The sequence below is a fragment of the Lysobacter sp. S4-A87 genome (assembly GCF_022637455.1).
In the GTDB taxonomy this organism is placed as follows: Bacteria; Pseudomonadota; Gammaproteobacteria; order Xanthomonadales; family Xanthomonadaceae; genus Lysobacter_J.
Genome location: NZ_CP093341.1, coordinates 918,043 through 944,343, shown reverse-complemented (window position 1 = coordinate 944,343; position 26,301 = coordinate 918,043). Strand labels below are relative to the sequence as shown.

The 26,301-nt window shown below is 68.3% G+C and carries 22 protein-coding genes, 1 tRNA gene and 3 pseudogenes; 14 read left to right on the top strand and 12 right to left on the bottom strand.

Going from position 1 to position 26,301, the window contains the following annotated elements; all coding sequences use genetic code 11:
- Positions 1–9: 9 nt before the first annotated feature.
- The 6 genes from MNR01_RS04255 to MNR01_RS04230 all read right to left on the bottom strand — a co-directional run bounded on the left by MNR01_RS04255 (position 10) and on the right by MNR01_RS04230 (position 5,728).
- The gene (locus tag MNR01_RS04255; RefSeq protein ID WP_241919723.1) at positions 10–741 is read right to left on the bottom strand and encodes a TorF family putative porin; all 732 of its coding nucleotides are present in this window, start codon (positions 739–741) and stop codon (positions 10–12) included.
- 193 nt (positions 742–934) lie between these two features.
- Entirely contained in the window at positions 935–1,783 is an 849-nt protein-coding gene (locus MNR01_RS04250; protein ID WP_241919722.1) for an alpha/beta hydrolase, read from the bottom strand.
- On the bottom strand, positions 1,776–2,603 hold the full coding sequence (thiD, locus tag MNR01_RS04245) for a bifunctional hydroxymethylpyrimidine kinase/phosphomethylpyrimidine kinase (RefSeq protein WP_241919721.1): 828 nt from the start codon (positions 2,601–2,603) through the stop codon (positions 1,776–1,778). Before thiD ends, MNR01_RS04250 begins: the two co-directional genes overlap by 8 nt.
- Before the next feature lie 312 nt (positions 2,604–2,915).
- Entirely contained in the window at positions 2,916–4,325 is a 1,410-nt protein-coding gene (locus MNR01_RS04240) for a PhoH family protein (protein ID WP_200604859.1), read from the bottom strand.
- A 133-nt stretch (positions 4,326–4,458) separates the two neighbouring features.
- Positions 4,459–4,953, bottom strand: coding sequence for a peroxiredoxin (locus MNR01_RS04235; RefSeq protein ID WP_241919720.1), 495 nt, complete (start codon positions 4,951–4,953; stop codon positions 4,459–4,461).
- 136 nt (positions 4,954–5,089) lie between these two features.
- A complete protein-coding gene (locus MNR01_RS04230; RefSeq protein WP_200604861.1) occupies positions 5,090–5,728 on the bottom strand; it encodes a glycine cleavage system protein R in 639 nt (212 codons plus the stop codon).
- A 147-nt stretch (positions 5,729–5,875) separates the two neighbouring features.
- Between MNR01_RS04230 and dapA the strand changes: the two are divergent.
- Together dapA and MNR01_RS04220 are read left to right on the top strand one after the other, a co-directional pair.
- Positions 5,876–6,760 (top strand): annotated as a pseudogene (gene dapA / locus MNR01_RS04225) (4-hydroxy-tetrahydrodipicolinate synthase); the annotation flags it as partial.
- A gap of 83 nt (positions 6,761–6,843) precedes the next feature.
- The gene (locus tag MNR01_RS04220; RefSeq protein ID WP_241919718.1) at positions 6,844–7,341 is read left to right on the top strand and encodes a hypothetical protein; all 498 of its coding nucleotides are present in this window, start codon (positions 6,844–6,846) and stop codon (positions 7,339–7,341) included.
- Between the two features lie 81 nt (positions 7,342–7,422).
- Here the strand turns inward: MNR01_RS04220 and fdxA are convergent, their stop codons facing one another.
- Positions 7,423–7,746 carry a ferredoxin FdxA gene (gene fdxA / locus MNR01_RS04215; protein WP_241919717.1) on the bottom strand — a complete coding sequence of 108 codons (324 nt, stop codon included), beginning with the start codon at positions 7,744–7,746 and terminating at the stop codon, positions 7,423–7,425.
- Positions 7,747–7,946: 200 nt separating this feature from the next.
- Positions 7,947–8,022 (bottom strand) — tRNA-Glu (locus MNR01_RS04210).
- A 163-nt stretch (positions 8,023–8,185) separates the two neighbouring features.
- Between MNR01_RS04210 and pcnB the strand changes: the two are divergent.
- The 6 genes and pseudogenes from pcnB to pgi all read left to right on the top strand — a co-directional run.
- Positions 8,186–9,490: pseudogene (gene pcnB, locus MNR01_RS04205) on the top strand (polynucleotide adenylyltransferase PcnB); the annotation flags it as partial.
- A gap of 25 nt (positions 9,491–9,515) precedes the next feature.
- Positions 9,516–10,049: a 2-amino-4-hydroxy-6-hydroxymethyldihydropteridine diphosphokinase gene (gene folK / locus MNR01_RS04200; RefSeq protein ID WP_241919715.1), complete on the top strand. Its 534-nt coding sequence runs from the start codon at positions 9,516–9,518 to the stop codon at positions 10,047–10,049.
- 85 nt (positions 10,050–10,134) lie between these two features.
- A complete protein-coding gene (panB, locus tag MNR01_RS04195) occupies positions 10,135–10,953 on the top strand; it encodes a 3-methyl-2-oxobutanoate hydroxymethyltransferase (RefSeq protein ID WP_241919714.1) in 819 nt (272 codons plus the stop codon).
- 85 nt (positions 10,954–11,038) lie between these two features.
- Positions 11,039–11,887, top strand: coding sequence for a pantoate--beta-alanine ligase (gene panC / locus MNR01_RS04190; protein WP_241919713.1), 849 nt, complete (start codon positions 11,039–11,041; stop codon positions 11,885–11,887).
- A gap of 147 nt (positions 11,888–12,034) precedes the next feature.
- Positions 12,035–12,415 carry an aspartate 1-decarboxylase gene (gene panD, locus MNR01_RS04185; protein ID WP_158730628.1) on the top strand — a complete coding sequence of 127 codons (381 nt, stop codon included), beginning with the start codon at positions 12,035–12,037 and terminating at the stop codon, positions 12,413–12,415.
- A gap of 70 nt (positions 12,416–12,485) precedes the next feature.
- Positions 12,486–13,931 (top strand): annotated as a pseudogene (gene pgi, locus MNR01_RS04180) (glucose-6-phosphate isomerase); the annotation flags it as partial.
- Positions 13,932–13,986: 55 nt separating this feature from the next.
- On the opposite strand, the gene queG reads toward pgi, so the two are convergent.
- The gene (gene queG / locus MNR01_RS04175; protein ID WP_241920526.1) at positions 13,987–15,048 is read right to left on the bottom strand and encodes a tRNA epoxyqueuosine(34) reductase QueG; all 1,062 of its coding nucleotides are present in this window, start codon (positions 15,046–15,048) and stop codon (positions 13,987–13,989) included.
- A gap of 54 nt (positions 15,049–15,102) precedes the next feature.
- Here queG and MNR01_RS04170 point away from each other — a divergent pair, with 54 nt between their 5' ends.
- The 6 genes from MNR01_RS04170 (at position 15,103) to MNR01_RS04145 (ending at position 23,006) form a co-directional block, all read left to right on the top strand.
- On the top strand, positions 15,103–16,611 hold the full coding sequence (locus MNR01_RS04170; RefSeq protein ID WP_241919712.1) for an NAD(P)H-hydrate dehydratase: 1,509 nt from the start codon (positions 15,103–15,105) through the stop codon (positions 16,609–16,611).
- 27 nt (positions 16,612–16,638) lie between these two features.
- Positions 16,639–17,124 (top strand): tRNA (adenosine(37)-N6)-threonylcarbamoyltransferase complex ATPase subunit type 1 TsaE, encoded by a 486-nt coding sequence (gene tsaE / locus MNR01_RS04165; protein ID WP_241920525.1) that lies wholly within the window; start codon positions 16,639–16,641, stop codon positions 17,122–17,124.
- 87 nt (positions 17,125–17,211) lie between these two features.
- Complete coding sequence (locus MNR01_RS04160) at positions 17,212–18,930, top strand: N-acetylmuramoyl-L-alanine amidase (RefSeq protein WP_241919711.1); 1,719 nt, start codon at positions 17,212–17,214, stop codon at positions 18,928–18,930.
- A 183-nt stretch (positions 18,931–19,113) separates the two neighbouring features.
- Positions 19,114–20,988, top strand: coding sequence for a DNA mismatch repair endonuclease MutL (gene mutL, locus MNR01_RS04155; RefSeq protein WP_241919710.1), 1,875 nt, complete (start codon positions 19,114–19,116; stop codon positions 20,986–20,988).
- Positions 20,989–21,951, top strand: a complete 963-nt coding sequence (locus tag MNR01_RS04150; protein ID WP_241919709.1) for a DUF1684 domain-containing protein — start codon at positions 20,989–20,991, stop codon at positions 21,949–21,951.
- 74 nt (positions 21,952–22,025) lie between these two features.
- On the top strand, positions 22,026–23,006 hold the full coding sequence (locus MNR01_RS04145; protein WP_241919708.1) for a TraB/GumN family protein: 981 nt from the start codon (positions 22,026–22,028) through the stop codon (positions 23,004–23,006).
- Between the two features lie 22 nt (positions 23,007–23,028).
- Here MNR01_RS04145 and rnfB read toward each other — a convergent pair whose 3' ends face one another.
- The 3 genes from rnfB to MNR01_RS04130 form a co-directional block, all read right to left on the bottom strand.
- Positions 23,029–23,436, bottom strand: coding sequence for an Rnf electron transport complex subunit RnfB (gene rnfB / locus MNR01_RS04140; RefSeq protein ID WP_241919707.1), 408 nt, complete (start codon positions 23,434–23,436; stop codon positions 23,029–23,031).
- Positions 23,437–23,520: 84 nt separating this feature from the next.
- The gene (metG, locus tag MNR01_RS04135; protein ID WP_241919706.1) at positions 23,521–25,626 is read right to left on the bottom strand and encodes a methionine--tRNA ligase; all 2,106 of its coding nucleotides are present in this window, start codon (positions 25,624–25,626) and stop codon (positions 23,521–23,523) included.
- 132 nt (positions 25,627–25,758) lie between these two features.
- Entirely contained in the window at positions 25,759–26,214 is a 456-nt protein-coding gene (locus tag MNR01_RS04130; protein ID WP_241919705.1) for a DUF2147 domain-containing protein, read from the bottom strand.
- Between the last annotated feature and the right edge of the window lie 87 nt (positions 26,215–26,301).

Here is a 26,301-nt window from a genome sequence, read left to right as displayed (position 1 = left end):
CTCTCCCGGTCAGAAGGAAGCCTGCAGGGCCGCTTCGATGCGGTTGCCTGCAAACGTTTCGCCGAAGATGTCCTCGGCATTGGAATCGGTCGCGTGCGCGGTCACGCGCAGCTCCAGCGGAGCCTTCACTGCCCACACCGCGCTGAGCTGGCCGTGCAGGTAGCTGTCGGCAGCGGCGCTATAGCCGTCGAGGGTGTAGTAGCCAACCGCGCCTTCGAGACGGAACGCATCGTTGATCGGGAACCTGGCGCCAACCTGCGTGTAGAGCCCGTCCTCCTCGCCGCCGAGTGCTTCGGTCGAATAGCCCATGGACAGCCAGTAGTTGCTGTCGTAGGTCAGGGTGCCGTTGAGTTCGGTCCAGTTGAGGTCGACCGTGGTCGAGGGGTACTGGTAGCGCAGCAGGTTGACGTCGACGGCCCACTTGTCGGACAGGGCGGCGCCCCAACCGACGGTGAAATCCAGCTCGCTGCTGGCATGCGTGTCGGGGGCGAACTCGACGTTGGAGCCCCATGCCGAACCGTAGAAGCCCGAATCGCCGGCGAGCTTGAAGCCGGCCTGCACGGCGGCATCGCCCTGGGTCTGGGTGGTGCCGCGCCAGACGTAGTCGCTGGTCAGCGCGGCGTTGCCGGAAAGCGTCGCGGCGCGCGCCTGGCTGCCCATGGCAAGCAGGCCGATACCCGCGCAGGCAGCGAACAGCAACGGCACGGACGCTTCGCGCACGCGGATGAAATGAAGGGACATTGCGGATACCCGGGAATGACATTCGAGGCCCGATTGGCCACGGCGTCATTGTTGGTACCGGTCCCGTAAAGCCTCTATTCCGCGATCACGCCCCGCGCGTAAATTCCCCATAAACAAACACACCCATCCGGCCCCGTAGCCCGGGTAAGCGAAGCGCACCCGGGGCCAGATACGCGGCGGGACAAGGCCCCCCTCACCCCATCAACCTCTCCACCACCGCCCCCGGTTGCTTCATCCACGCATAGTGATCCGCCCGCACACCCAGCGCAGCCGCATCGAGCACATCGACCCGGGTCTGCGAGTGCCGCAGCTTCGACAACAGGAAGCGCAGCGACGACTCCGGCCCCAGCCAGTCGCTGTCCATCGCAATCCCGTGCGCCTCGATTTCGACCGCGGCCATCGCCGCATCCAGGTCGATGTCCAGCCCGCCGGCGGCGTAGCGACCGCTGAGGCCGCTGCGGCTCCAGTCGCGGATCAGTCCACGCGCTTCCTGTCCGCCGAACCCGATCCGGCGACCGGGCAGGGCACCGTGGCGGTCGGCCAGCCACGCCAGGAAGCGATAGACAAAGGGCAGGAACCATTTGGTCCGCAGCGGGAACGCGCGCCAGTAAGGCGCGCCACTGGCAACCAGCCACAGGCGTTGCGCGGTGGTCGGGGACAGACCGAGGCGACAGCAGGCCAGCTGCCCGCCCAGGCTGTGGCCGCCAATGATCTGCGTCACGGCCGGCGCGTGCCCGGCGACCACCGCTTCGCTCGCCGGAATGTCGTTGCACAACAGTTCGCGATAGCCCCAATCGGTGTCATGGCCGGCGCGCAGGTTGCTCGAACCGCCGCCGCGCCATTCGTGCAGGAACACGGCAACCCCGCGCGCCGCCAGGGCATCGGCGAAGGGCAGGTAGTGTTTCGCGGCCACGCCCAGCGCCGGCAGCCAGAGCAGGCTCGCCTGCGGATTGGCGGGAATGCGCGCCAGAAGTGTCCAGCGATGGCCGTCGACGGCCTGCACATCCAGTTCGAGAGGTTGCACCGCGAGGGGCTCATTCATGGGGCGCGGCGCCGAAATGGTCGAGCACGAGGATGTCACTGTTGCCGGGGCGATAGCCGCGGACAAGCGCGGCATGGACGTAGTCGGCGGCGGCAGTGCAACTGTCGGCGAGCTCGCGACCCAGGCAGAGATTGGCCGCCACCGCCGATGCCAGCGTGCAGCCGGTGCCGTGTGCTTCCAGCTGCAGGCGCGGGTGGGCTATGACGCGCACCGTGCCGTCGGCATCAGCGTCGGAATGGGAAAACAGATCGACCACGTCGCCGGTTCCCGGCAGGTGGCCTCCCTTGAGCAGCACGCTGCGGGCGCCGAGCTCATGCAGCCGCGAGATGGCGACATGCATCGCGTCGACGTCGGCGATCGGCTGGCCGAGCAGCAATTCGGCCTCGGGCAGGTTCGGCGTGACCAGCGTCGCCAGCGGCATCAGGCGCGTGCGCAGCGCATCGAGCGCGCTGGCTTCGAGCAGGCGTGCGCCGGACGTCGATACCATCACCGGGTCGAGCACGATGTGCGAAGGCCGGTAGTGCGCCAGCGCGTCGGCCACCGCTGCGATGACGGCCGCGTTGGCGAGCATGCCGAGCTTGACCGCGGCGATCGCGAAATCGTCGAAGCAGGCATCGATCTGCGCGCGCAGGAAGCCCACGTCCGGGACGTGGACAGCGGTGACGCCGCGCGTGTGCTGCGCGGTCAACGCGGCAATCGCGCTCAGGCCGTGCACGCGGTGGGCGGCGAATGTCTTCAGGTCGGCCTGGATGCCGGCACCACCGCCGGAGTCGGAACCGGCGATGGTCAGGGCACAGGCAGGGCGGGGGGCGGAGTTCATCGCCACAGTTTGCCTGTGCCCGCGTGTCGGAAGCGATAGGGTGTCAGGCCGCCTCCGCGCTCCGCGTCGGACCTCGCGTCCAGGCGAGGTAGGTCGCCGCGGTCGCGCCGGTCAATGCCGCCGGCACGTACAGGGCGCGGTGGCCCCAGTGGTGAAGCAGCGCCGAACCGGCCACGCCACCCAGCGCGAACCGCCGATGACCAGCAGGCAAGCCACAGCCGGCGCGGGTCGCCGCTCAGCATTGCCCCGCCGATGAAGGAACGATCGGCAGCAGCGCAGGGGCGAACCCCTGCGCGCGTCGTTTCCTTCGCGTTACAAGACTTCGGAAGCGTAATCGGCCAGGCGCGAACGCTCGCCGCGACGCAACGTGATGTGCGCGCTGTGGTCCCAGTTCTTGAAGCGGTCCACCGCGTAGGTCAGGCCCGACGTGGTCTCGGTGAGGTAGGGCGTGTCGATCTGCTCGACGTTGCCCAGGCAGACGATCTTGGTGCCAGGGCCGGCACGCGTGATCAGCGTCTTCATCTGCTTGGGCGTGAGGTTCTGCGCTTCGTCGAGGATCAGCCAGCGGTTGAGGAACGTGCGGCCGCGCATGAAGTTCAGCGAGCGGATCTTGATGCGGCTGGCGAGCAGGTCGTTGGTCGCCGCGCGACCCCAGCTGCCGCCGTCCTGGTTGTGGGTGAGCACCTCCAGGTTGTCGGTCAGCGCGCCCATCCACGGCGTCATCTTTTCCTCTTCCGTGCCCGGCAGGAAGCCGATGTCCTCGCCGACGCTGACCGTGGCGCGGGTCATGATGATTTCACGATAGCGTTGCTGGTCCATCGTCTGCGCCAGGCCGGCCGCGAGTGCCAGCAGGGTCTTGCCGGTGCCGGCGGTGCCGAGCAGGGTGACGAAGTCGATCTCCGGGTCCATCAGCGCGTTCAACGCGAAATTCTGCTCGCGGTTGCGGGCGGTGATGCCCCACACCGCATGCTGGTGGTGACGGAAGTCGTCGACGATCTGCAGCACGACCTTGCTGTCGGTCAGGCGCGCGACCTTCATCTGCGACTCGTCGTCGCCGGGCAGGTACAGGAACTGGTTCGGATGCCAGTTGTCGTCCTCGGCGCTGTCACGGTTGCGCGAGATCTCGTAGAAGGTGCGGCCCTTCTCGGTCCACGAGCGCAGGTCCTTGCCGAAGCGCTGCCAGAAGTCTTCCGGCAGCGCGGTGGCGCCGGTGTAGAGCAGGCTGAAGTCGTCGAGGGCGCGGTCGTTCTCGTAGTCCTCCGACACGATCCCGGCGATGGACGCCTTGATGCGCAGGTTGATGTCCTTGGAGACGAACACCACCGGCACGCCCGGGTCGCTCTCCTTCAGCGACAGGATCGAGCCGAGGATGTGGTTGTCCGGGATAACCGCGCCAAAGCGCTTGCCCGAGTCGAAGTCGCGGGTCTGGAAACGCAGCTTGCCGATGCTCTGCTCGCCGCGCAGCTGCAGCCCCTGCGGACGGCTGAGGGTGATGCCGGACGAAATCTTGTCGGTGCCTTCGGCCTGGATCAGCTCATTGAGGAAGCGGCTGACCTGGCGCGCATTGCGGCTGGCTTCGGAGGTGCCTTTTTTGGCGTTGTCGAGCTCTTCGATGACCTGCATCGGCAGGAAGACATCGTGTTCCTCGAACTTGAACAGCGCGGTCGGGTCGTGCATGAGCACATTGGTGTCGAGCACGTAGATCCGCTTGCTTCTGGTCATCGAATGCTCCGATGCGGGTTGAACATGGTGAACGGCCGGGTGGAACGATGAAACGCGTGGACGGGGTGCGGACACGGCGACGCTGCCGTGGCCCGCGGGGCGGGACGGCAGCGTGGGTGGCGGGCGAAGGGGGTCACTGCGTTGCGGCAGCCTTGAGTGCGTCGAGGACGGCCTGGGCATGGCCGGGGACTTTCACCGGTCTCCATGACTGGGCGATGACGCCCTGGGGGTCACTGGTGAAATCGATGAGGAAGGTGCTGCGCTCGATGCCGAGCACCTTGCGCCCGTACATGTTCTTGAGCTTGATGACGCCGAAGGCGTTGCACAGGGCCTCGTCGGCGTCGCTGACCAGGTCGAACTTGAAGCCCTGTTTTGCGCAGAAGTTCTGGTGCGACTTCAGCGAGTCGCGGGAGACGCCCAGTACGGTCGCGCCAAGCTTCTTGAATTTGGGCAGGAGGGCATTGAAGTCGATGCCTTCGGTGGTGCAGCCGGGCGTGCTGTCCTTGGGATAGAAGTACAGCACCAGCCATTGGCCGGCGAAATCCTTGAGCTGCGCAGTCTGGCCGCTGGACAGCGCCAGGGGCAGTTCGGAGACGTCCTTTGCAATACGGTCGCCGGTGTCGGGCATTTCGCCTTGTGCTTCCGAGCGCAGTGAGGGACCTGCTCTGCGTTACTGCAACCCGGGTGCAGCCCCTCACTGCGTCCGGGATGGCGACTCCGCTGGGAAGGTCGCCGTGCTTTGTCGTGACGCTACCACGGAATTCCTAGAACTTCATCGGGTCCATGATGGCGTCGAGATTGAGGTGGTCGCAGAACTCGAGGAAGTCGTCGCGCAGGGCGGCGATGTGCATGCTCGAGGGCACGCCAATGGTGATCTGCGCCGAGAACATCTCCGCCCCGGTCTGCATGGCGCGATAGCGCGAGCTGTGCAGGCTTTCGATGGTGATGCCCTGGCGATCGAAGAAGTCGGCCAGCTGGAACAGGATCCCGGCCTTGTCGGCGGCGACGACCTCGACCACGTACGGCAGCAGGTTGGACTGCACCTGCTTGGCGCCGGTGCGGTACCAGACCAGTTTCAGGCCTTCCTCGCGCTCCAGCCGCGTCAGCATGGCCTCCAGCTTGGCGACCGCGTCCCAGGAGCCGACCGCGAGCACGGTCACAGAGACGTCGCGGCCGACCGTGGCCAGGCGCGCATCGACCAGGTTGCAGCCGGAATCGGCGATCCGGCGGGTCACCGACAACAGCGGTGTCTCCGGATGCGTCGTGTAGGCGTTGATCAGGAGGTGGTTTTCGTTCGGCGACGGCCGGGCAGCGGAATCGGTCAAGGCGGCGCCTGCTTGGGGAGCAACGTGCTCAGATACTGAATGGCGGCCCGTGAGCGGGCTGTGGTTGCCGGGCAGCATACTTGCCCGCGCTTTCGGCCCGCAAGTAACATCCCGTGCGATCATCCCGGCCGAACGACCCGTCCGATCGGCCGTCCGGCCGCCGGCAGAACATGTTGGCAGGGCACGGTCCGGACGACCGCCAGGCCACCGATCCAGCGCCCGCACATGCCGTGCGGGATTCACCGTAAACAGCGTACCGAGCACCCCAACTTGCGACTTTCCGGCAGCATCACCGCGCTGGCGACGCCTTTCACCGCGTCCGGCGAAATCGACTTTGACGCCTGGCAGCGACTGCTCGAACAGCAGTTGGCGGCAGGCACCCAGGCCATCGTGGTCGCCGGTTCCACCGGCGAGGCCGCCGCGCTGTTCGACGCCGAGTACGACGCGCTGCTGCGCACCGCGGTCGAACGCGTCGCCGGTGCGATCCCGGTCCTCGCCGGTACCGGTCTTTCGAATACCGCCAAAACCATCGAGCTGACGAGACGCGTGGCTGCCCTTGGCGCCGATGCCGCGCTGGTGGTGACCCCGCCGTACGTGCGCCCGACCCAGGCTGGCCTGGTCGCCCATTACCGCGCCATCGCCGACGACGGCGCATTGCCGATCGTGCTCTACAACGTGCCGGGCCGCACCGGCGGCGACCTGCTGCCGGAAACCGTTGCCGAACTGGCGCCGCACGCGAGCATCATTGGCATCAAGGAAGCGCGCAGCGAACCCGAGCGCATGGCTGCGCTGCTGGCATTCAAGGACGAGGGCTTCGCCGTGCTCAGCGGTGACGACCCGACCGCGTGCCGCGCGATGCTGGCCGGTGCCGACGGCGTCATCTCGGTGGCGTCGAATGTGCTCCCGCATGCATTCCGGCGCCTCGCCGACCTGGCCCGTGGCGGCCGTCGCGACGAAGCGCAGGCACTGGATGCGCGCATGCACGCTGCCTACGACTTCCTGGGTGTCGAACCCAATCCCATCCCGGTGAAGGCGCTGCTGCAGCGCCAGGGCATCGGCCACGGCCTGCGCCTGCCGCTGCTGCCGCTGTCTGCGGCCCATACTGCTTCCGTCGCGACGATCGACATGCTCGTCCGCGAACTCGAACACGCCTGCCGCGATTCCCTCGCGGCCTGACCCTGCAGGAGAGCTACATGAGTTCCAACGTTTCGATGTCCCGCGTCGCCGTCGCCGCCCTGGTGCTGGCCGGTGTCGCCGCCGGTTCCGGCTGTAGCTGGTTCCGCAAGGGCAATGACCTGTACGCGCAGGCGCCGGAGATGCGCCCGCTGGAAGTTCCGCCGGACCTGGACGCGCCGCGCACCGACACCGCCGTCAACCTGCCGACCCCGGCCACCGCGCTGGGCAACCCCGCATTGGCCGGCACCGGCTTCACCGTCACCGGCACGCGGGACGAGGTGTTTGCCAAGGTCGGCACCGCACTGGCGGCCGTCGAAGGCGTGACGATCACCAGCAGCGCCCAGGCCATGGGCGTGTATGACGTCAGCTACGAAGGCAGCAACTTCCTGGTGCGCGTGGCCGGTGCCGATGTCGGCGCCTACGTCGCCGCAGTCGACCCGCGTGGCGTGCCGGCCACGGGCGACGCGCCGAAGAAGCTGATCGACACGCTGCGCACGGCCCTGGTCGCTCGCTGAGCCACCGCGGCGGCATAGGAAAACGGGCGCCATCGGCGCCCGTTTTTTTTCATCCCGTTGTTTCGTCCTGCCGGAGCCGCTTCAGCGTTCCAGCATATCCAGCTTGCCAGGCTTGCCTTCCCATTCCTTGGCGTCGGCCATGCCGTCCTTGCGCGTGGTGATCACCGGCCAGGCCTTGGCCAGCTCGGCGTTGAGGGCGACGAACGCCTCCTGTCCGGCCGGCACGTCGTCCTCCGGGTAGATCGCGTTGATCGGGCATTCCGGCTCGCACAGGGTGCAGTCGATGCACTCGTCCGGATCGATCACCAGGAAGTTCGGGCCCTCATGGAAGCAGTCGACCGGGCACACCTCGACGCAGTCGGTGTACTTGCACTTGATGCAGTTCTCGGTGACGACGAAGGGCATGGCGATGGTTCCGTGAAATGAAGGGCCCTGGCGGGCATTGCGTATTGTAGCGATTCGCCGCGCCACCACCGTAGCCCGGGTAAGCGCAGCGAATCGGGGTCGGCGGCGGTCGCCCCCCGGGTGCGCTGCGCTTACCCGGGCTACGGGGGCTGCGAGGCTCCAAAGAAAAAGCCCGCGCATCGCTGCGCGGGCTTCGGAATTGGTACACCCTACGGGATTCGAACCCGTGTTGATGCCTTGAGAGGGCACCGTCCTAGGCCTCTAGACGAAGGGTGCAGATAAAGCGGGTAGTGGAACGTAACCCCCGGCGCGAAGCTCTCAACCCAGCGCGGCTTGCTAGTATATGCGGCGCCGCTGCCCTGGGCAATGGCCTCCCACACCCAAAATGGACTGCGGCAACGCCCGCTCGATGGAATCCGACAACCAAATCCAACTCAGGCTGCAAACCATTCCGCGCGACCAGCACAATGTGTCGCGCCGGGATATCAGCCCCAATGCCCTGCGCGTGCTGTATCGCCTGCGCGAGGGTGGCTTTGACGCCTTCCTCGTCGGCGGCGCAGTCCGTGACCTGCTGATCGGCGGCCACCCCAAGGATTTCGACGTGGCCACCAATGCAACCCCGGAAGAGGTCAAGGGGCTGTTTCGCAACTGCCGCCTGATCGGCCGTCGCTTCCGCCTCGCCCACGTGGTCTACGGCCGCGAGATCATCGAGGTGGCGACGTTCCGCGCCAACACCGATGACGGCAGCGGCGACCGCGAGCTGCACGAAGGCGGTCGCCTGCTGCGCGACAACGTCTACGGCACCATCGAGGACGATGCGGTCCGTCGCGACTTCACCGCCAACGCGCTGTATTACGCGATCGAGGATTTCTCGGTGCGCGACTACGTCGGCGGCTTCGAGGACGTGCGCAACCGCCTGATGCGCCTGATCGGCGACCCGGAGACGCGCTATCGCGAGGATCCGGTGCGCATGCTGCGCGCGGTGCGCCTGGCGGCGAAGCTCGATTTCGAGATCGAACCTGCGACCGCGGCCCCCATCCCGGTGCTGGCGCCGCTGCTGCGCGAGTCCGCGCCGGCACGCCTGTTCGAGGAATGCCTGAAGCTGTTCCTGTCGGGCAATGCGGTCAAGAGCTTCCTCGGCCTGGAGCGCCATGGCCTGCTGCCTGCTTTGCTGCCGGAAACCGCCGCCGCGCTCAAGTCGAACCGCAGCGGTGCGCTGCGCAAGATGGTGCTGGAAGGGCTGAAGAACACCGATGCGCGCGTGGCCAACGACGAGCCGGTATCGCCCGCGTTCCTGTTCGCGCTGCTGCTGTGGCCGGCGTACTGCCGCGCGTTGATGGCGCTGCAGGCGCAGGGCATGCACACGGCCGAGGCGCAGCGACGCGCCGCCGACCGCGTCACCGTGCACCAGCTCGAAACCATCGCGCTGCCGCGCCGCTTCTCGCTGCCGATGCAGGAGATCTGGCTGCTGCAGTCGCGTTTCTCGCTGCGCCAGCGCAAGCGCGTGTTCCGCACGCTTGCCCATCCGCGTTTCCGCGCCGCGTTCGATTTCCTCGGCTTGCGCCTGACCGCGTCGGACGAGCACGCCGAAGACGTCGCATTCTGGCGCGAGGCGCAGGCCAATCCCGGAGATGCCGTTGCCATCGCCGAGCTGGAAACCGAGCGCGCCGCGCAGGCCGAAGACGACGATGCACCGCGCAAGCGTCGCCGCCGTCGCCGCAAGCCCGCCACCAGCCAGGAATGAGGCGGGCAGGGCGGAACTTCCGGCCATGACAGTCACCGCGTTCGTTGGCCTGGGCAGCAACCTGGGCGACAGCATCGCCGTCCTGCGCGCGGCGTTTGTCGCCCTGGCGGCGAGCGACGGCACGCGCCTGCTGAAAGCCTCGCGCCTGTACCGCACGCCGGCGTGGGGCGTCACCGAGCAGCCCGATTTCATCAATGCCGTGGCGATGCTGGAAACGCAGCGGACGCCGCAGCAGTTGCTCGCCGACCTGCTCGCGATCGAGCGCACCGCCGGCCGCGACCGCCAGGCCGACGGCAGCGATCGCTGGGGCCCGCGCACGCTCGACCTCGACCTGCTGCTCTACGGCGACGCGCAGATCAACGAACCGGGCCTGCATGTACCGCACCCGCACCTGCACGAGCGCGCGTTCGTGCTGGTGCCGCTGCTCGAAATCGCCCCCGGCGCGGTCATCCCCGGCATCGGCCCGGCGCACCAGGCGCTGGCGAAGATGGAACCGGGGGAGGTCGAGGCGGTAACGTATGCCGATCTTCTCGTCGATCCAGCCCGCGATCGCCCGTAGCCGTCCCCGGCTGGCGGTCGCCGTCGCACCCAGCGGGTGAACCCCGTGCCTCGCCAACCCGCGCCGACAACCGGTACCCCACGCCATGTACAGCGGAACCCCCAACGACAAGCCCTGGACCGTGCCGGCCCTGGCCGACGCCAAGCGCGACGGCCGCCGGCTGGTCATGCTGACCTGCTACGACGCCGGGTTCGCCCGCACCATGGACGCCGCCGGCGTCGACCTGGTGCTGGTCGGCGATTCGCTCGGCATGGTGGTGCAGGGTCACGACAGCACGCTGCCGGTGACCACGGCCGACGTCGCCTACCACACCGCCTGCGTCGCCCGCGGTCTCGACAAGGCCTTGCTGATCGCCGACCTGCCGTTCCAGGCCGACGCCACGCCCGAGCGCGCACTCGATGCCTCGGTGCAGCTGCTGCAGGCCGGCGCGGCGATGGTCAAGCTCGAAGGGGCCGGTCACAAGCTCGAGGTCATCCGATTCCTGGTCGAGCGCGAGATTCCCGTCTGCGCCCACCTGGGGCTGACGCCGCAGTCGGTGTTGCGCCTGGGCGGCTACAAGGTCCAGGGTCGCGACGAAGCCGCGGCTGCGCGCCTGCGCGCCGATGCGCGCGCGGTCGCCGAGGCCGGCGCCACCCTGCTGGTGCTCGAATGCGTGCCGACCCCTGTCGCCGCGGCGATCACCGCCGACCTGGCCATTCCCACCGTCGGGATAGGCGCAGGCCCCCAATGCGACGGCCAGGTGCTGGTGCTGCACGACCTGCTCGGCCTGGGTTCGGGCCATCGCCGGCCGCGTTTCGTCAAGGATTTCCTCGCCGAGGGCGGCTCGGTAGCGGGCGCTGTCCAGTCCTTCGCCCAGGCCGTTCGCGACGGCAGCTTCCCGGATGCCGAACACTCCTATGCCTGACCGCCGCACTCCCGTCACTTCCGGCGCGCACGTCGCAAACCACCGCAACGCAGACTCCCGCAAGGCAAGCTCCGACAAGCACGCCATGATCGAGACCATCACCGAACTTGCCGCGCTGCGAGCGCGGGTGGCGCAGTGGCGCCGCGACGGCCTGCGCGTGGCGCTGGTGCCGACCATGGGCAACCTGCACGAAGGCCATTTCTCGCTGGTTCGCCTGGCGCGCCAGCATGCCGATCGCGTCATCACCAGCGTGTTCGTCAACCCGACCCAGTTCGGCCCGAACGACGACTTCGCCCAATACCCGCGCACGCCCGAAGCCGATGCCCGTGGCCTGGAAGCGGCGGGCTGCGATGCGATGTGGCTGCCGTCGGTGGACACCATGTATCCCTACGGTGTCGAGGCGACGGTGCGGGTGCAGGTGCCGGGCGTCAGCACGACCCTGGAGGGCGCTCATCGCCCGGGGCATTTCGACGGCGTCGCCACCGTGGTGTCGCGCCTGTTCAACCAGGTCCAGCCGGACGTGGCCGTGTTCGGCCGCAAGGATTACCAGCAGCTGGCGGTCATCCGCTACATGGTCCGCGACCTGGCGTTCGCGATCGAACTGGTCGGTGCCGACATCGTCCGCGAGGACAATGGTCTGGCGATGAGTTCGCGCAATCAGTATCTGTCTGCGGACGAGCGCGGCCAGGCGGCGGCGATCCACCGCTGCCTGCTGGCCATGCGCGAAGAGATCGCGGCCGGCACGCCGCGTGCGACGGTCGAGGCCGGGGCGATCCAGCGCCTGGAAGCGGACGGCTTCGTCCCTGACTACGCCGCAGTGCGGCGCCAGGACCTGACCGAGCCGGCGGACGGTGAAGGCGGGTCCCGGGTGGCCCTGATCGCGGCCCGCCTGGGCCGGACCCGGCTGATCGACAACCTCGAATTCGGCGGCTGAAGCGTCCGCCGAACCGGGCTTCCACGGCGGTCTGAACCGTTCCACTGGCGGTGTCAATCCGGGGGGCGGGGAGATGTTGCACTGCGCCATGCGCTGCTAGACTTGCGGTCTGACGCGTCCGCATGCCCGCGGCCGGAGCCCCACACAATGCAACTGAACGTACTCAAGGCCAAGATCCACCGCGCCACCGTGACCCACGCCGAGCTTCACTACGAAGGTTCGTGCGCGATCGACGGGCGCCTGCTCGACATCTCGGGTATCCGCGAGTACGAGCAGATCCACATCTACAACGTCAACAACGGCCAGCGCTTCGTCACCTACGCCATCCGTGGCGAAGAGGGCAGCGGCGTGATCTCGGTCAACGGTGCCGCCGCCCACTGCGCGCAGCCCGGCGACCTGGTGATCATCTGCGCCTACGGCGTCTGCGACGAGGCCGAGGCAGCCAAGTACAAGCCGACGCTGGTCTATGTCGACCGCCACAACGCGCTGACGCACACCAACCGTTCGATGCCGGCACAGGCAGCCTGACCTGCCCATGGATGCCGATGCCCGTCTGAGCCGTCTGCGCGCCCAGGCAGGGCGCGTCATCCAAACCCCGCTGAAGGACCTGGTCGCCGCAGACCCGGCGCGTGCGCAGCAGTTTGCCGTGCGCGTCGGTCCGGTCTACGCCAACTTCGCCCGCCAGCATTACGACCGCGATGCGTTGGCGTCGCTGTTCGAACTGGCCGAGCAGGCCGGCGTGCGGCAGATGCTGCAGGCGCAGTTCGACGGCGAGAAGATCAACCTGACCGAAGGCCGCAGCGTGCTGCACACCGCGCTGCGCGGCGACGTGTCGGCGTCGCCGGTGGCGCGTGCCGCGCATGCGCAGGCACTGCAAGCGCGTGCCCGCATGCGTGCGCTGGTCGATGCGCTGGCTGCCAGCGACGTCACCGACATCGTCAGCGTCGGCATCGGCGGTTCCGACCTCGGTCCGCGCCTGGCGGTCGATGCGCTGACGGGCGCCGCGCCGGGGCGTTTCCGCGTCCACTTCCTGTCCAACGTCGACGGTCACGCCGCCCAGCGCGTGCTGGCCCGCCTCGATCCGCGTCGCACCGCGGCGGTACTGATCTCCAAGACCTTCGGCACCCAGGAGACGCTGCTCAACGGCGCGATCCTGCGCGACTGGCTGGGCGGAACCGAGCGGCTGTTTGCCGTGTCGGCGAATGTCGAGCGCGCCGCGGAAGCCTTCTCGATTCCGCCCGAGCGCATCCTGCCGATGTGGGACTGGGTGGGCGGTCGCTATTCGCTGTGGTCGGCGGTGGGTTTCCCGATCGCACTGGCGATCGGCATGGACGCGTTCGAGGCGATGCTCGATGGCGCCTCGCAGATGGACGCGCACGTCCTGGTCACGCCACTGCCGCAGAACCTGGCCGCCTGGCACGCCCTGACCGCGATCTGGAACCGCAACGGCCTGGGCTATGCCACGCAGGCGGTGCTCGCCTACGACGAGCGCCTCAAGCTGTTGTCCAACTACCTGCAGCAGCTGGTGATGGAAAGCCTGGGCAAGTCGGTGCGCACGGACGGCTCCCCGGTCACGGTCGACACCGTGCCGGTGTGGTGGGGCGGTGCCGGCACCGACACCCAGCACAGCTTCTTCCAGGCCTTGCACCAGGGCACTTCGATCGTGCCTGCGGATTTCATCGGTGTGGTGCGATCCGATGCGCCGTACCCTGACAACCACCGCGCGCTGCAGGCCAACCTGCTGGCGCAGACCGAGGCCTTCGCCAACGGCCAGGCCAGCGACGATCCGGCCCGTGCCTATGCCGGTGGCCGGCCGAGCACCATGATCCTGCTCGACGCACTGACGCCGCAGGCGTTCGGCGCGCTGCTGGCGATGTACGAGCACAGTGTTTACCTGCAGTCGGTGATCTGGGGCATCAACGCCTTCGATCAGTTCGGCGTGGAGCTGGGCAAGCAGGTGGCGAGCCGGTTGCTGCCGGCGCTGGCGGGCGAAGCGCAGGCCGACGATCCGGTGACGCGGGAGCTGTTGGCGCGACTGCGCTGACGCGAGCCGTCATCCGCGCCACCGTCATCCCGGCGAACGCCGGGATCCAGGCCCGTCACCCCGCGTGATGTCGCCGCAGCGCCCACTCGATGTGTTCGCGCACCATCGGGCTGGCTGATTCGCGCCGCGACTTCAGCGCCGAAATAACCTCGGCGCTGCCGCGCGCATTGCCCAATGCGACTGCGATATTGCGCAGCCAGCGCTCATGCCCGCTGCGCCGGATCGCAGTGCCTTCGGTGCGCTGCAGGAATTCCTCCTCGCTCCATGCGAACAGCTGCACCAGCGTGGCCTTGTCGAGGTCGTTGCGGGCGCGGAAATCCGCCTCGTCGGTGCGTTTGGCGAACTTGTTCCAGGGGCAGATCAGCTGGCAGTCGTCGCAACCGAAGATGCGGTTTCCGATTGGCGGGCGCAGCTCCTCCGGTATCGAGCCCTCGTGCTCGATGGTGAGGTAGGCGATGCAACGGCGCGCATCGAGCCGGTACGGTGCGACGATCGCCTGGGTCGGGCAGATGTCGATGCACTTGCGGCAGGTGCCGCAGTGCGCGCTCGCCGGCGTGTCGATCGGAAACGGCAGGTCGACGTAGATCTCGCCGATGAAAAAGAACGAACCGCCTTCCTTGTCGATCAGGCAGGTGTGCTTGCCGATCCAGCCGAGGCCGGCATTGCGCGCCAGTGCGCGTTCGAGCACCGGCGCCGAGTCGACGAAGACGCGGTGGCCGAACGGGCCCACTTCTTCGGCGATGCGGTCGGCCAGGCGCTGCAGGCGCTGGCGCATGAGCTTGTGGTAGTCGCGGCCGAGGGCGTAGCGGGCGACGTAGGCGCGCTCGCTGTCGTCCAGCGTCGCCCACGCTTCGTCGCCATCGCGGCCGTAGTCGAGTCCGACCGAGATCACGCGGATCGTGCCGGGGTGGAGGTCGCCCGGGCGCGCACGCAGGTCGCCGTGGCGCGCCATCCAGTCCATCGAGCCGTACAGGCCCTGCGCCAGCCAATCGCGCAGGTGGGCCTCGTCCTGGCCCAGGTCGATGTCGGTGATCCCGCAGCGCTGGAAACCGAACTCGCGCGCCAGCAGGCGCACACGCTCCGCCAGCGCGGCGTAGTCGGGCGTCGCGACGGGCAGGGCAGGAAATGGGGCGGCAGGGGGTTTCACGATGCACAAGTATAGAATCAGGTGATGCCACACGAAGCCGTGCCGCTATCCGACGCGTTCGCCGATGCGCTCTACGACGCCGCCGCGCTGCGCGAGGTGGAGGCGCGCGCGGCGCAGGCGCTGGGCGATGACTTCGAGCTGATGCGCCGGGCCGGCCGGGCTGCCTGGCGCGAGCTGTTGACGCACTGGCCGCAGGCACAGCGGATCGTCGTCGTCTGCGGTCCCGGCAACAACGGCGGCGACGGTTACGTGCTGGCCCGGCATGCGCGCCAGTCCGGCCGCCAGGTCGTGGTGGTGCATCTGCCGGGGCAGGTCCCTCGCAGCGAGGTCGCGCGACGCGCGGCGCAGGATTACTTCGCCGTCGGTGGCGCGGTCGAACTGTTCGAGGGTGTGCTGCCATCGGCCGACGTGGTCGTCGATGCGCTGTTCGGCATCGGCCTGTCGCGCGAACCCGATGAAGCGACGCTGACGCTGATTGCCGCGATCAATGCGCAGGCCGCGCCGGTCCTGTCACTGGATGTGCCCAGCGGCATCGATGCCGATCGCGGTTGCGTGGTCGGCGATGCCGTCGTCGCCGCGCGCACCATCGAGTTCATGGCAGGCAAGGCCGGGCTGCGCACCGGTGCGGCACTCGACCACGTCGGCGCGCTGTCACTGGCGGCACTGGAGATTCCGGCGGAATGGTTCGACGGCGCTGCGTCGCGCGCCCATCGGCTCACGCCGATCGCGCTCTCGCGCTGGCTGGCACCGCGCCAACGCGACAGTCACAAGGGCAGCAACGGTCGCGTCCTGTGCATCGGCGGCGAATCCGGCAGCGGTGGCGCGATCATGCTCTGCGCGCAGGCTGCATTGCGCAGCGGCGCCGGCCTGGTCGAAGTGGCCACGCGTGCCGAACATGTCGCGCCACTGCTGGCGCGCCTGCCCGAAGCGATGGTGCATGTCGTTGACGATGCGGCATCGCTGCAGCCCGGGCTGGATCGTGCCGGTTCTATTGCGCTGGGGCCCGGCCTGGGGCTGGGCGCATGGGGACGCGGGCTCTACGAACGCGCAGTCGCCAGTGCCCGGCCACTGCTGCTCGACGCCGATGCGCTCAACCTGCTTGCGACGCATCCGTTCGCCTTGCCTGCCGATGCAGTGCTGACGCCACACCCGGGTGAAGCCGCGCGCCTGCTCGGCATCAGTACCGCAGATGTGCAGCGCGATCGATTCGCCGCCGCCAGGGCGCTGTGCGAACGCTATGCCTGCGTGGTCGTGCTCAAGGGTGCGGGAAGCATCGTTGCAGCAGCGCACGAAACGCCTCGCGTCATTTCGGCCGGCAATCCCGGCATGGCCGTCGGTGGCATGGGAGATGTGCTCAGTGGTGTCATCGCCGCGTTGCGTGCGCAAGGACTTTCCGCATTCGATGCGGCCAGCGCGGGCGCGCTGCTGCATGCAGCGGCAGGCGATGCAGCCGCGCACGAAGGCGGCGAGCGCGGACTGTTGCCGAGCGATGTGATGCCTTGGCTTCGCCACTTCGTCAATCCGGAGCGTTGATGCATGTTGCAGGGAAATCTTCAGGCCATGAATGAAATCTGGTTGGCCGATGCCGACGCGACCGACGCACTGGGTGCGCAGCTGGCGCATACGCGGCCGGCGAATGCGGTGGTGCATCTGCATGGCGATCTTGGTGCAGGCAAGTCGACGCTTGCGCGTGCGTTGCTGCGCGCGCTCGGTGTGCAAGGTGCGATTCGCAGTCCGACGTACACGCTCGTCGAACGCTATCCGTTGGCCGATGGCGGCGAAGCATGGCATCTGGATCTGTATCGGATTTCCGATGCAGGTGAACTTGAATTCCTCGGTCTCGACGGTGCGGAAGTTCGCCTGTGGCTGGTCGAATGGCCCGAACGGGGCGCCGGCGCGTTGCCGGTGGCCGATCTCACCGTGGATCTGGGGATGCATGGAAAGGGCCGCCAGGCCCGCCTGCGGCCGGGAACGGCGGTGGGGGAGGCATGGCTGGGCCGGCTGGAGTCCGCCGCCGCCAGCCATGAGGTTGCGCCCGACTCCTGAACGGTTTCACAGGAAAGTTCGGCAGGTCGTGGATTCGTAAGGGAAAAGTGCTTGCAAATTCCATGACTCGGTGGTTGACTACCGGTCATGCGCGTCAAGGCCGCCACCGTCCAGAAGTTTCTGCTCGGCCTCGCGCTGCTCACCGCCCTTGCCTGGAACCTGGCGCATGCCAGTGAAATCAAAGGCTTGGAATTGAGCGCCGGGGCAACGGGTACCCGCGCCGAGATCGCCCTCGATGGCGCCGGCGAATTCAAGGTGATCAGCCTGAAAGACCCCGACCGCCTGGTCGTGGACCTGCCCGCATCCAGCCTGTCCGGCAATTTCCGTCTCCCTGCCAGCGCCGGCGTCATCAAGTCCGTGCGCACCGGCCAGCCGGCTGCGGGTACGTCCCGCATCGTTTTCGACCTGTCGCAGCCGGTGACCGTGCTCAAGCCACGCATCGAGCAGGGCGCCAGTGGTCCGCGCCTGGTGCTGGAGTGGCCCGGTGATGGCGCCGAACCCATCGAGGGTGTCGCCACGGTTGCCGAGCCGGCTGCGCCGGCCCTGCAGCCTGCGTCGTCCACTGCGGTGGCGACCTCGCTCCCGGGATCGGGCCCGACGACCGCGTCCGCATCCGCTTCGAATGCTGCGTCGAACGGCCCGGCTGCTTCTGCTGCCGGCCAGCCAGCCTCGCCAGGCGAGGTCAGCGCCGCCTCTTCCGAGGCCACGACCCGCCTGATCTCGGCGATCGTGGCCGGTCGCAACGGTGCGGCGCCTGCCGTGTCCACCGCGCCCGTGCCGACGAACAGTGTCGCCACCAATGCCGGCAACGCTGGTCCGGGCCCGGCGCCGGTCCCGGTTGCCACCGCCCCGTCGAACCTGCCGACCACGGTCGCGACCGGCGTGCCGACGCGCATCGCCACTGGCCAGCCGACGCTGATGCCGGGCGCCGCCGTCGCCGGCACCGCAACCACGCCCCCGGCACCCGTGGCGTCGACGGTCGCGCCCGCGCCCGGCCAGGCGCCGGTCAAGACCATGAAGGACGTGATGCGTGGTCGCGGCATGCGCCCGCTGGTCATCGCCATCGACGCCGGTCACGGCGGCCAGGATCCCGGCGCGCTCGGTCCGTCGGGCAAGCGCGAGAAGGACGTCACCCTGGCCATCGCCCGCGAGCTCGCGCGCCAGGTCAACGCCACGCCAGGCCTGAAGGCGCACCTGGTGCGCGATACCGACGTGTTCATCCCGCTGCCGCGACGCGCGCAGCTGGCACGCCAGGCCAAGGCCGACATGTTCATTTCCATCCACGCCGACGCGGCGGAGAACCGCTCGGCCAAGGGCTCGTCGGTGTACGTGCTCTCGCTGAAGGGCGCGTCCTCGCAGCGTGCGCGCTGGCTGGCCGACAAGGAAAACTCCTCCGACCTGATCGGCGGCGTGCGCCTGGAGCAGACCAGCAACACCTTGGCTTCGGTGCTGCTCGACCTGACCCAGAGCGGCCACATGAAGGCGTCCGAAGACGCCGCCGGGCACGTCCTGGACGGGCTCAAGCGCGTCGGCAGCAACCACAAGCCGCACATCGAGCGTGCCAACTTCGCCGTGCTGCGGACCTCGGACATGCCGGCGATGCTGGTGGAAACCGCCTTCATCTCCAACCCGGACGAAGAGCGCCGGCTGACCGACCCCGCGCACCAGCGCAACCTCGCGCGCGCGGTGCTCGATGGCGTCAATACCTACTTCACCCGCCAGCCGCCGCCGGGAACGCTGTACGCGGCGCGCGCCGATGCCAGCTATGTGACCGCAGACGTGGGAGCCGGTGGCGGCAGCCCGTAGGGCCGCTGCGGCGGCGAGGCTTCCCCGAGCCGGCTTGCTGGCAATCTGCCTGTCCGGCGCTGAAACGCGGGTCACCTCGAAACCGGCACGAATCAAGCGCAGGTTGCACCCTCGGATCGGGGCCCGCGTCGGCTATCATCTGCATCGTTTCCTCCGACGACGCAGGACTGCGTCGCCCAGGCCGTGACGATCCGCCAACTCCCCGACACCCTTATCAACCAGATCGCGGCCGGCGAGGTCATCGAGCGCCCGGCATCCGTGGTCAAGGAACTGGTGGAGAACGCGCTCGACGCCGGTGCGCACCGCATTGACATCGACCTGGAAGAGGGCGGCGTACGCCTGATCCGCATCCGCGACGATGGCGGCGGCATTGCCGCCGACGAACTGCCGCTGGCGATCCAGCGCCATGCCACCAGCAAGATCGCTTCGCTCGACGACCTCGAAGGCGTGGCCACGCTCGGTTTCCGCGGCGAGGCGCTGCCTTCGATCGCTTCGGTCAGCCGCTTTGCACTGACCTCCCGCCGTGCCGGCAACGACCATGCCGCGACGCTTGACGTCGAGGGCGGGCGCATCGGCGCGGTCGTGCCCAAGCCGCACCCGCAGGGCACCACGGTCGAGGTGCGCGACCTGTTCTTCAACGTGCCCGCGCGGCGCAAGTTCCTCAAGGCCGAGCGCACCGAGCTGGGCCACATCGAGGAATGGCTGCGCCAGCTGGCGCTGGCACGCCCGGATGTCGAGCTGCGCGTCTCGCACAACGGCAAGCCGTCGCGGCGCTGGAAGGGCGAGGGCGACCTGCTCTCGGAAGTGCGCCTGCACGAAGCATTGGGCGAGGAGTTCGCGCGCAACGTGCTGCGCGTCGACCATGCCGGCGGGGCACACACCGAGGGTTCTGGCCAGGGCCTGCGCCTGCATGGCTGGATTGCCCAGCCGGCCTACAACCGCGCCAGCGCCGACCAGCAGTACCTCTACGTCAACGGCCGCGCCGTGCGCGACCGCAGCATCGCCCATGCGATCAAGCAGGCCTATGCCGACGTGCTGTTCCACGGGCGCCAGCCGGCCTACGTGTTGTTCCTCGAGCTCGATCCGCGCCGCGTCGACGTCAACGTGCATCCGGCCAAGCACGAAGTCCGCTTCCGCGACGCGCGCCTGATCCACGATTTCGTCTATCGCACGCTGCAGGGCGCGCTGGCCGAGACGCGCGCCGGCATGGTGCCGGGTGCGATCACGGCAAATGGCGCCATGGGTGGCGCCATGGGCATGGGCGCTTCGACCCCGAACTGGGCAGCGACGCCTTCGTACGAGGGCCAGCCCGACCACGCCTCTGCCGCGCATCCGTTCTGGCGCCAGGAGCAGTCCCCGCTGCCGATGCAGGTCGCCGAGGCGCGCTCGGGCTACGCCGCACTCTACGGTGCAGCGCAACCGGCGATGACGTCCCCGGCGCCGATGGCGATGCCGCAAAGTGGCGATTCCACGCTGCCGCCGCTGGGCTACGCGATCGCGCAGCTGCACGGCATCTATGTACTCGCCGAGACGTCCGAGGGTCTCATCGTTGTCGACATGCACGCCGCCCACGAGCGCATCGGCTACGAGAAACTCAAGAGCGCCCACGACGGCGAAGGCCTGCGCACGCAGCCCTTGCTGGTGCCGGCGACGCTGGCGGTGTCCGAGCGCGAGGCCGAGGTGGCCGAGCGTGAAGGCGAGACGCTGGCTGCGCTCGGCTTCGAGGTGACCCGCAGCGGTCCGCAGTCGCTGACGCTGCGCAGCGTGCCGGCGCTGCTCGCGCACGGCGATGTCGAAGCGCTGCTGCGCGACGTCCTGGCCGACCTGCGCGAGCACGGCGAATCCCGGCGCGTGGCCGCGGCGCGCGACGAGTTGCTGTCGACGATGGCGTGCCACGGCGCGGTGCGCGCCAACCGCCGCCTCACGCTGCCCGAAATGAATGCTCTGCTGCGCGAGATGGAAGCCACCGAGCGCTCGGGGCAATGCAACCATGGCCGCCCGACCTGGGCGCGCTTCACCCTTCCCGAAATCGACCGCTGGTTCCTGCGAGGACGCTGAATGTCGGCAACAGCAAAATGGCAGTTCGCAAAGAGTGTGCTGCTCGTGGCCGTGGTCGCGGCGGCCGGCGCCTGCAGCAAGCCCGCCGAGGACTCCGTCGACAAGACCGCGCAGGACCAGGCCAGGCAGGTCGCGTTCTCGCGCGACCTGGAACAGTGGCGCAGCCAGCGCGTGGCCAACCTGACCCGGCCCGACGGCTGGACCAGCGTGGTCGGCCTGCACTGGATCGATCCGGGCCCGCACTACTTCGGCGCCTCGGCCGGCAACGGCATCCAGCTTGCGGTCGGGCCGGAGCATTTCGGCATGATCGACCTCAACAACGGCCACCTGCGCTTCGTGCCGGAGAAGGGCCTGGTCGTCACCCTCGACGGCGAACCGCTGAAGGGCGCCACCGAACTGCGCGCGGACGATTCACCGACCGGGCCGAGCGTGCTGGCGTTTGACGAAGGCAAGGGCCTGGTTACCGTGATCAAACGCGGTGACCGCTACGCCCTGCGGGTGAAGCATGCCGATGCGCAGAGCCGGACCGGCTTCCGCGGCATCGAGTACTGGCCGGCGAGCACGGACTGGAAAGTCCAGGCGCACTACGTGCCGCATCCGCCGGGCAAGACCCTGCCGATCGCCAACATCATCGGCATCACCGAGGAAGTGCCCAACCCCGGCGCGCTCGAGTTCGAGCGTGGCGGCAAGCAGTACCGGATCGAGGCGCTCGACGAGGGCGCGGACACGCTGTTCCTGGTGTTCGCCGACCGCACCAGCGGCCATGGCAGCTATCCGGCCGGACGCTTCCTCGATGCGCCCAAGCCTGGCGCCGATGCCAGCGTGACCCTCGACTTCAACCAGGCATACAACCCGCCGTGCGCGTTCACCGCGTTTGCGACCTGTCCGCTGCCGCCGCCGGAGAACCGGCTCGACCTGGCGATCAACGCCGGCGAGAAGACCTATGCGCATGCGACACCCTGACGGCTCCGCCCCGACCGCTTGACCCACATCGCCCCTGACCGGGGCGCGCCTGAAAACCGAAGGACACTGTTCCGATGCGTCGCCTGAAGATGTTCTGCCTGACCCTGCTCGCCGTCACCGGACTGGCGTCGGTGGCGTTTGCCGTCGAGCGCGTGGCCACGCCGGCGCGTGCGCCGGAGCCGGCGGCCAGCACTGCCAAGGCGCCGCCGCTGCCGCTGCTGTGGAAGGTCTCGGACGCCGACAACGCGGTGTACCTGCTCGGTTCGTTCCACCTGCTCAAGGTCGACGACTACCCGCTCTCGCCTGACATCGACAGCGCCTTCGCCGCCTCCGACAAGGTCGTGTTCGAAGTTCCGCCGGAGCAGATGGCCGATCCGGCGATGGCGCAGAAGTTCCTGACCGCTGCCGGTTACGGCGACGGCCGCACGCTTACCCAGGTGCTGCCGGCAGCGCTGCGCGAGAAGTTCGCCCGGATCCTCGCACAGCGCGGTGCCTCGATCGCACAGTTCGATGCCTACGAGCCGTGGTTCATCAACCTGTCGCTGATGCTGGGGATGTCGCAGCAGCTGGGTTTCAGCCCGGAGAAGGGCGTGGACCAGTACCTGATGCAGCGCGCGGCCACCGCCAACAAGCCGACCGCAGGCCTGGAGTCGATCGACACCCAGCTGCAGGTGCTCGATGCATCGCCGATGGACGAGCAGATCGTCTCGTTGAAGGAATTCCTCGACAAGCCGCTGGAGATGCCGCAGATGCTGGGCGATCTGCACTCGGCCTGGCGCGACGGCGACGTCGCACGGCTCGACAAGCTCACCCGCGAGGAGATGCGCGACAAGACCCCGCAGACCTACCGGATGGTCAACGTCGAGCGCAACCAGGCATGGCTGCCGCAAATCCAGGGCATGCTCGACAACACGAAGAAGGGCGACACCCTGGTCGTGGTCGGCGCGCTGCACCTGCTCGGTGACGACGGCATCGTCGGCAAGCTGCGCGAGAAGGGGTACAAGGTCGAGCGCGTGTGCTCGGCATGCAGCGAGCAGCAACTGTCGGCGCTATGACGGCGTAGCAGCGAGCCCGCTGCTAGGGCGATGCCAGCACGATGCAGTCGACCGGGCAGGCCGGCACGCACAGCTCGCAGCCGGTGCACAGCGGCTCGATGACGGTATGCATGTGCTTGGACGCGCCAATGATCGCGTCCACCGGGCAGGCCTGGATGCACTTGGTGCAGCCGATGCAGTCGGCTTCCACGATCACCGCGACCTGGGCCGGCTTGTGTGCGCCGCGCGTGCGGTCGTACGGACGGGCTTCGACACCCAGCAGCCGCGCCAGTGCACGCGCCCCGGAATCGCCACCGGGCGGGCAGCGGTCGACGTCGGCCTCGCCCGCGGCCATCGCCTCGGCGTACGGGCGACAGCCGGCGAACCCGCACTGGCCGCATTGGGTCTGCGGCAGGATGCGGTCGAGTCGCTCGGTCAGGTCGACGTTCATGGAATGGTTGCAGACGGCTGATGTGGGAGCGGCCTGCGCCGCGACCTGTTCGCCTGTCAGCGGTCGGGGCCCAGGCCCCTCCCGTCAGCGGACCGGCATTCCCGGTTCTGCGCCACCGTCGGCGTCGAGCAGGAACAGCGAGCCGCCATCGAAGCCGGCCGACAGGATCATGCCTTCGCTGATGCCGAAGCGCATCTTGCGCGGGGCGAGGTTGGCGATGAACACCACGCTGCGACCCACCAGCTTCTCCGGTTCGCCGTAGGAGCCGCGGATGCCGGAGAAGATCTGGCGCTTGCCCAGCTCGCCGGCATCGAGTTCGAAGCGCAGCAGCTTGTCGGAGCCGTCGACGAACTCGCACGCCAGCACCTTGCCGATGCGCAGGTCGAGCCTGGCGAAGTCGTCGATGCCAATGGTCGCGCCAGCCGTCGCACCGGCCGTTGCGGCGGCCGCCGGTGCCGCGGGCGCGGCCTTCTCGGCCTTGGCCGGGGCTGCGGTCGTCTTCGCGGCGGTGTCTGCAACTGCGTTGGCGTTGTCGGGGTTCAGCGATTCTTTCGATGCGTCGATCATGTGTTCGATGTGCTTGGGGTCGATTCGGGTGAACAGCGGCGTGTAGGTGCCGATGCGGTGCGCGAGCAGGGGCGATTCGAGATCGCTCCATTGCGCGACGGGCGCGGCCAGGAACGTCTCCGCCTGCACGGCCACGCGCGGCAGCACCGGCTTGAGCGCGGCGTTGAGGATGCGGAACAGGTTCAGGCCCTGCGTGCACACCGACTGCAGCTGCGCGTCGGCGCCTTCCTGCTTGGCCAGCACCCACGGCTTGTGCTCGTCGATGTACTTGTTGGCCTCGTCGGCGAGCGCCATGGTCAGGCGCACCGCGGTCGCGGCCTCGTTGCGTGCGTAGGCTTCGGCGATCGGCGCCAGCTGCGCGACGAAGCGTGCATACATAGCCGGATCGGGCAGCGCGGCGGCGAGCTGGCTGTCGAAGCGCTTCTCGATGAAGCCGGCGCAGCGGCTGGCGAGGTTGACGAACTTGCCGACAACGTCGGCGTTCACGCGGGCGGTGAAATCGGCCAGGTTGAGGTCGAGGTCGTCGACGCCGCCGCTGGTCTTGGTGGCGTAGTAGTAGCGCAGCGCTTCCGGATCCAGGCCGGCATCGAGGTAGGTGCGCGCCATCACGAACGTGCCGCGCGACTTCGACATCTTGGCGCCGTCGACCATCAGGTAGCCGTTGACGTGCAGGCGCGTCGGCGCGCGGAAGCCGGCGCCGTGCAGCACCGCCGGCCAGAACAGGCCATGGAAGTTGACGATGTCCTTGCCGATGAAGTGGTGCAGTTCGGCCTTGCTGTCACGCGTCAGGTACGACCAGAAATCCAGGCCCTCGCGCTCGCACAGCGCCTGGAAGCTCGACAGGTAGCCGATCGGCGCATCGAGCCAGACGTACAGGAACTTGCCCGGGTGGCCGGGGATCTGGAATCCGAAGTAGGGCGCGTCGCGGGAGATGTCCCAGGCGCGCAGGCCGCCTTCGGCGTCCAGCCACTCCTGCAGCTTGGCCTTCACGCCGGGAGCGGCGACGTCGCCGGACATCCACTCGCGCAGGAAGGCGTCGAACTGGCCGACCTCGAAGAAGAAGTGCTCGGACTCGCGCAGTTCCGGCGTCGCGCCGCTGACCACCGAGCGCGGCTCCTTCAGCTCGCTGGGCGAGTAGGTGGCGCCGCAGTTCTCGCAGTTGTCGCCGTACTGGTCGGGCGTGCCGCAGTTGGGGCAGATGCCCTTGACGTAGCGGTCGGGCAGGAACATGCCCTTGACCGGGTCGTACAGCTGCTCGACCGAACGCCGGCTGATGTGGCCGTTGTTGTCGAGCTTGGCGTAGATTGCCTCGGTCAACGCGCGGTTGCGCGGCGAGTTGGTCGAGTCGTAATGGTCGAAGGCGACGCCGAACTCGGCGAAGTCGCGCTCATGGCTGGCCTGCATGCCGGCGATGAAGGCTTCCGGTGACTGCCCGGCCTTTTCGGCGGCGAGCATGATCGGCGTGCCGTGGGTGTCGTCGGCGCAGACATACCAGGCCTTGTGGCCGGCCATGCGCTGCGCGCGGCACCAGATGTCGGCCTGTGTGTAGCCGACCAGATGGCCCAGGTGCAGGTGCCCGTTGGCGTAGGGCAGGGCGCAGGAAACGACGAACTCGCGGGACATGGGGGGCCGGGACGCGTAAAGAGCGGGGGATTATCGCATGCGCGCGTTGCCGCTCCCTTCTCCCGCCCGCGGAAGAAGCTGCCCGGAGGGCTGACCCCAACCCCTCTCCCGACGGGAGAGGGGCTACAGCAATTACTTGCGCACCCAGGTCTGGGTACGACCCAGCAGCGAGAGGCCCATGAAGCCGCGGACTTCCAGCTTCCGGCCGCCTTCGATCGGGGTGACCTTGACCGAATACATCTTGCCGCTGGCCGGGTCGAGGATCTTGCCGCCTTCCCAGACGTCGCCGTCCTGCTTGATGCCCCACAGGATCACCATGCCCTTGACCGGCTTGTCCTTGCGCTCGCCCGAGCACTTGTCGCAGATCGGGTTCGGACCGCGGTCGGACTGCAGGATCTCGGTGACGCGGCCGGCAAGGCTGCCGTCCTTGGTCTGGTAGATCTCGACGATCGACTTGGGCTTCTGGGTCTTGTCGTCGATGGTGGTCCAGTGACCGACCGGCGCCGGCGTCTGCGCGGACGCGGCATTCGACAGCAGGCTCAACGGCAATGCAGTCAAGAACAGCAGGGCAAGCAACTTCGTACGCATGGGTCCCCTCCCAGGGATGTATTCGGCAAGGCCCGCACCGTGGTGCGGTTGCGGACCTTTATACCGCATCCGTTGGCGTATGGACCG

Bases quoted from the DNA above. Each gene is read 5' to 3' on its own strand.
- tsaE (WP_241920525.1), top strand. From the start codon at position 16,639: ATGAATGAAATCTGGTTGGCCGATGCCGACGCGACCGACGCACTGGGT.
- panD (WP_158730628.1), top strand. From the start codon at position 12,035: ATGCAACTGAACGTACTCAAGGCCAAGATCCACCGCGCCACCGTGACC.
- panC (WP_241919713.1), top strand. From the start codon at position 11,039: ATGATCGAGACCATCACCGAACTTGCCGCGCTGCGAGCGCGGGTGGCG.
- MNR01_RS04150 (WP_241919709.1), top strand. From the start codon at position 20,989: ATGTCGGCAACAGCAAAATGGCAGTTCGCAAAGAGTGTGCTGCTCGTG.
- MNR01_RS04170 (WP_241919712.1), top strand. From the start codon at position 15,103: ATGCCACACGAAGCCGTGCCGCTATCCGACGCGTTCGCCGATGCGCTC.
- MNR01_RS04240 (WP_200604859.1), bottom strand. From the start codon at position 4,325: ATGACCAGAAGCAAGCGGATCTACGTGCTCGACACCAATGTGCTCATG.
- MNR01_RS04160 (WP_241919711.1), top strand. From the start codon at position 17,212: ATGCGCGTCAAGGCCGCCACCGTCCAGAAGTTTCTGCTCGGCCTCGCG.
- MNR01_RS04145 (WP_241919708.1), top strand. From the start codon at position 22,026: ATGCGTCGCCTGAAGATGTTCTGCCTGACCCTGCTCGCCGTCACCGGA.
- MNR01_RS04220 (WP_241919718.1), top strand. From the start codon at position 6,844: ATGAGTTCCAACGTTTCGATGTCCCGCGTCGCCGTCGCCGCCCTGGTG.
- MNR01_RS04130 (WP_241919705.1), bottom strand. From the start codon at position 26,214: ATGCGTACGAAGTTGCTTGCCCTGCTGTTCTTGACTGCATTGCCGTTG.
- rnfB (WP_241919707.1), bottom strand. From the start codon at position 23,436: ATGAACGTCGACCTGACCGAGCGACTCGACCGCATCCTGCCGCAGACC.
- metG (WP_241919706.1), bottom strand. From the start codon at position 25,626: ATGTCCCGCGAGTTCGTCGTTTCCTGCGCCCTGCCCTACGCCAACGGG.
- MNR01_RS04235 (WP_241919720.1), bottom strand. From the start codon at position 4,953: ATGCCCGACACCGGCGACCGTATTGCAAAGGACGTCTCCGAACTGCCC.
- MNR01_RS04230 (WP_200604861.1), bottom strand. From the start codon at position 5,728: ATGCTGCCCGGCAACCACAGCCCGCTCACGGGCCGCCATTCAGTATCT.
- fdxA (WP_241919717.1), bottom strand. From the start codon at position 7,746: ATGCCCTTCGTCGTCACCGAGAACTGCATCAAGTGCAAGTACACCGAC.
- folK (WP_241919715.1), top strand. From the start codon at position 9,516: ATGACAGTCACCGCGTTCGTTGGCCTGGGCAGCAACCTGGGCGACAGC.
- MNR01_RS04255 (WP_241919723.1), bottom strand. From the start codon at position 741: ATGTCCCTTCATTTCATCCGCGTGCGCGAAGCGTCCGTGCCGTTGCTG.
- thiD (WP_241919721.1), bottom strand. From the start codon at position 2,603: ATGAACTCCGCCCCCCGCCCTGCCTGTGCCCTGACCATCGCCGGTTCC.
- MNR01_RS04250 (WP_241919722.1), bottom strand. From the start codon at position 1,783: ATGAATGAGCCCCTCGCGGTGCAACCTCTCGAACTGGATGTGCAGGCC.
- panB (WP_241919714.1), top strand. From the start codon at position 10,135: ATGTACAGCGGAACCCCCAACGACAAGCCCTGGACCGTGCCGGCCCTG.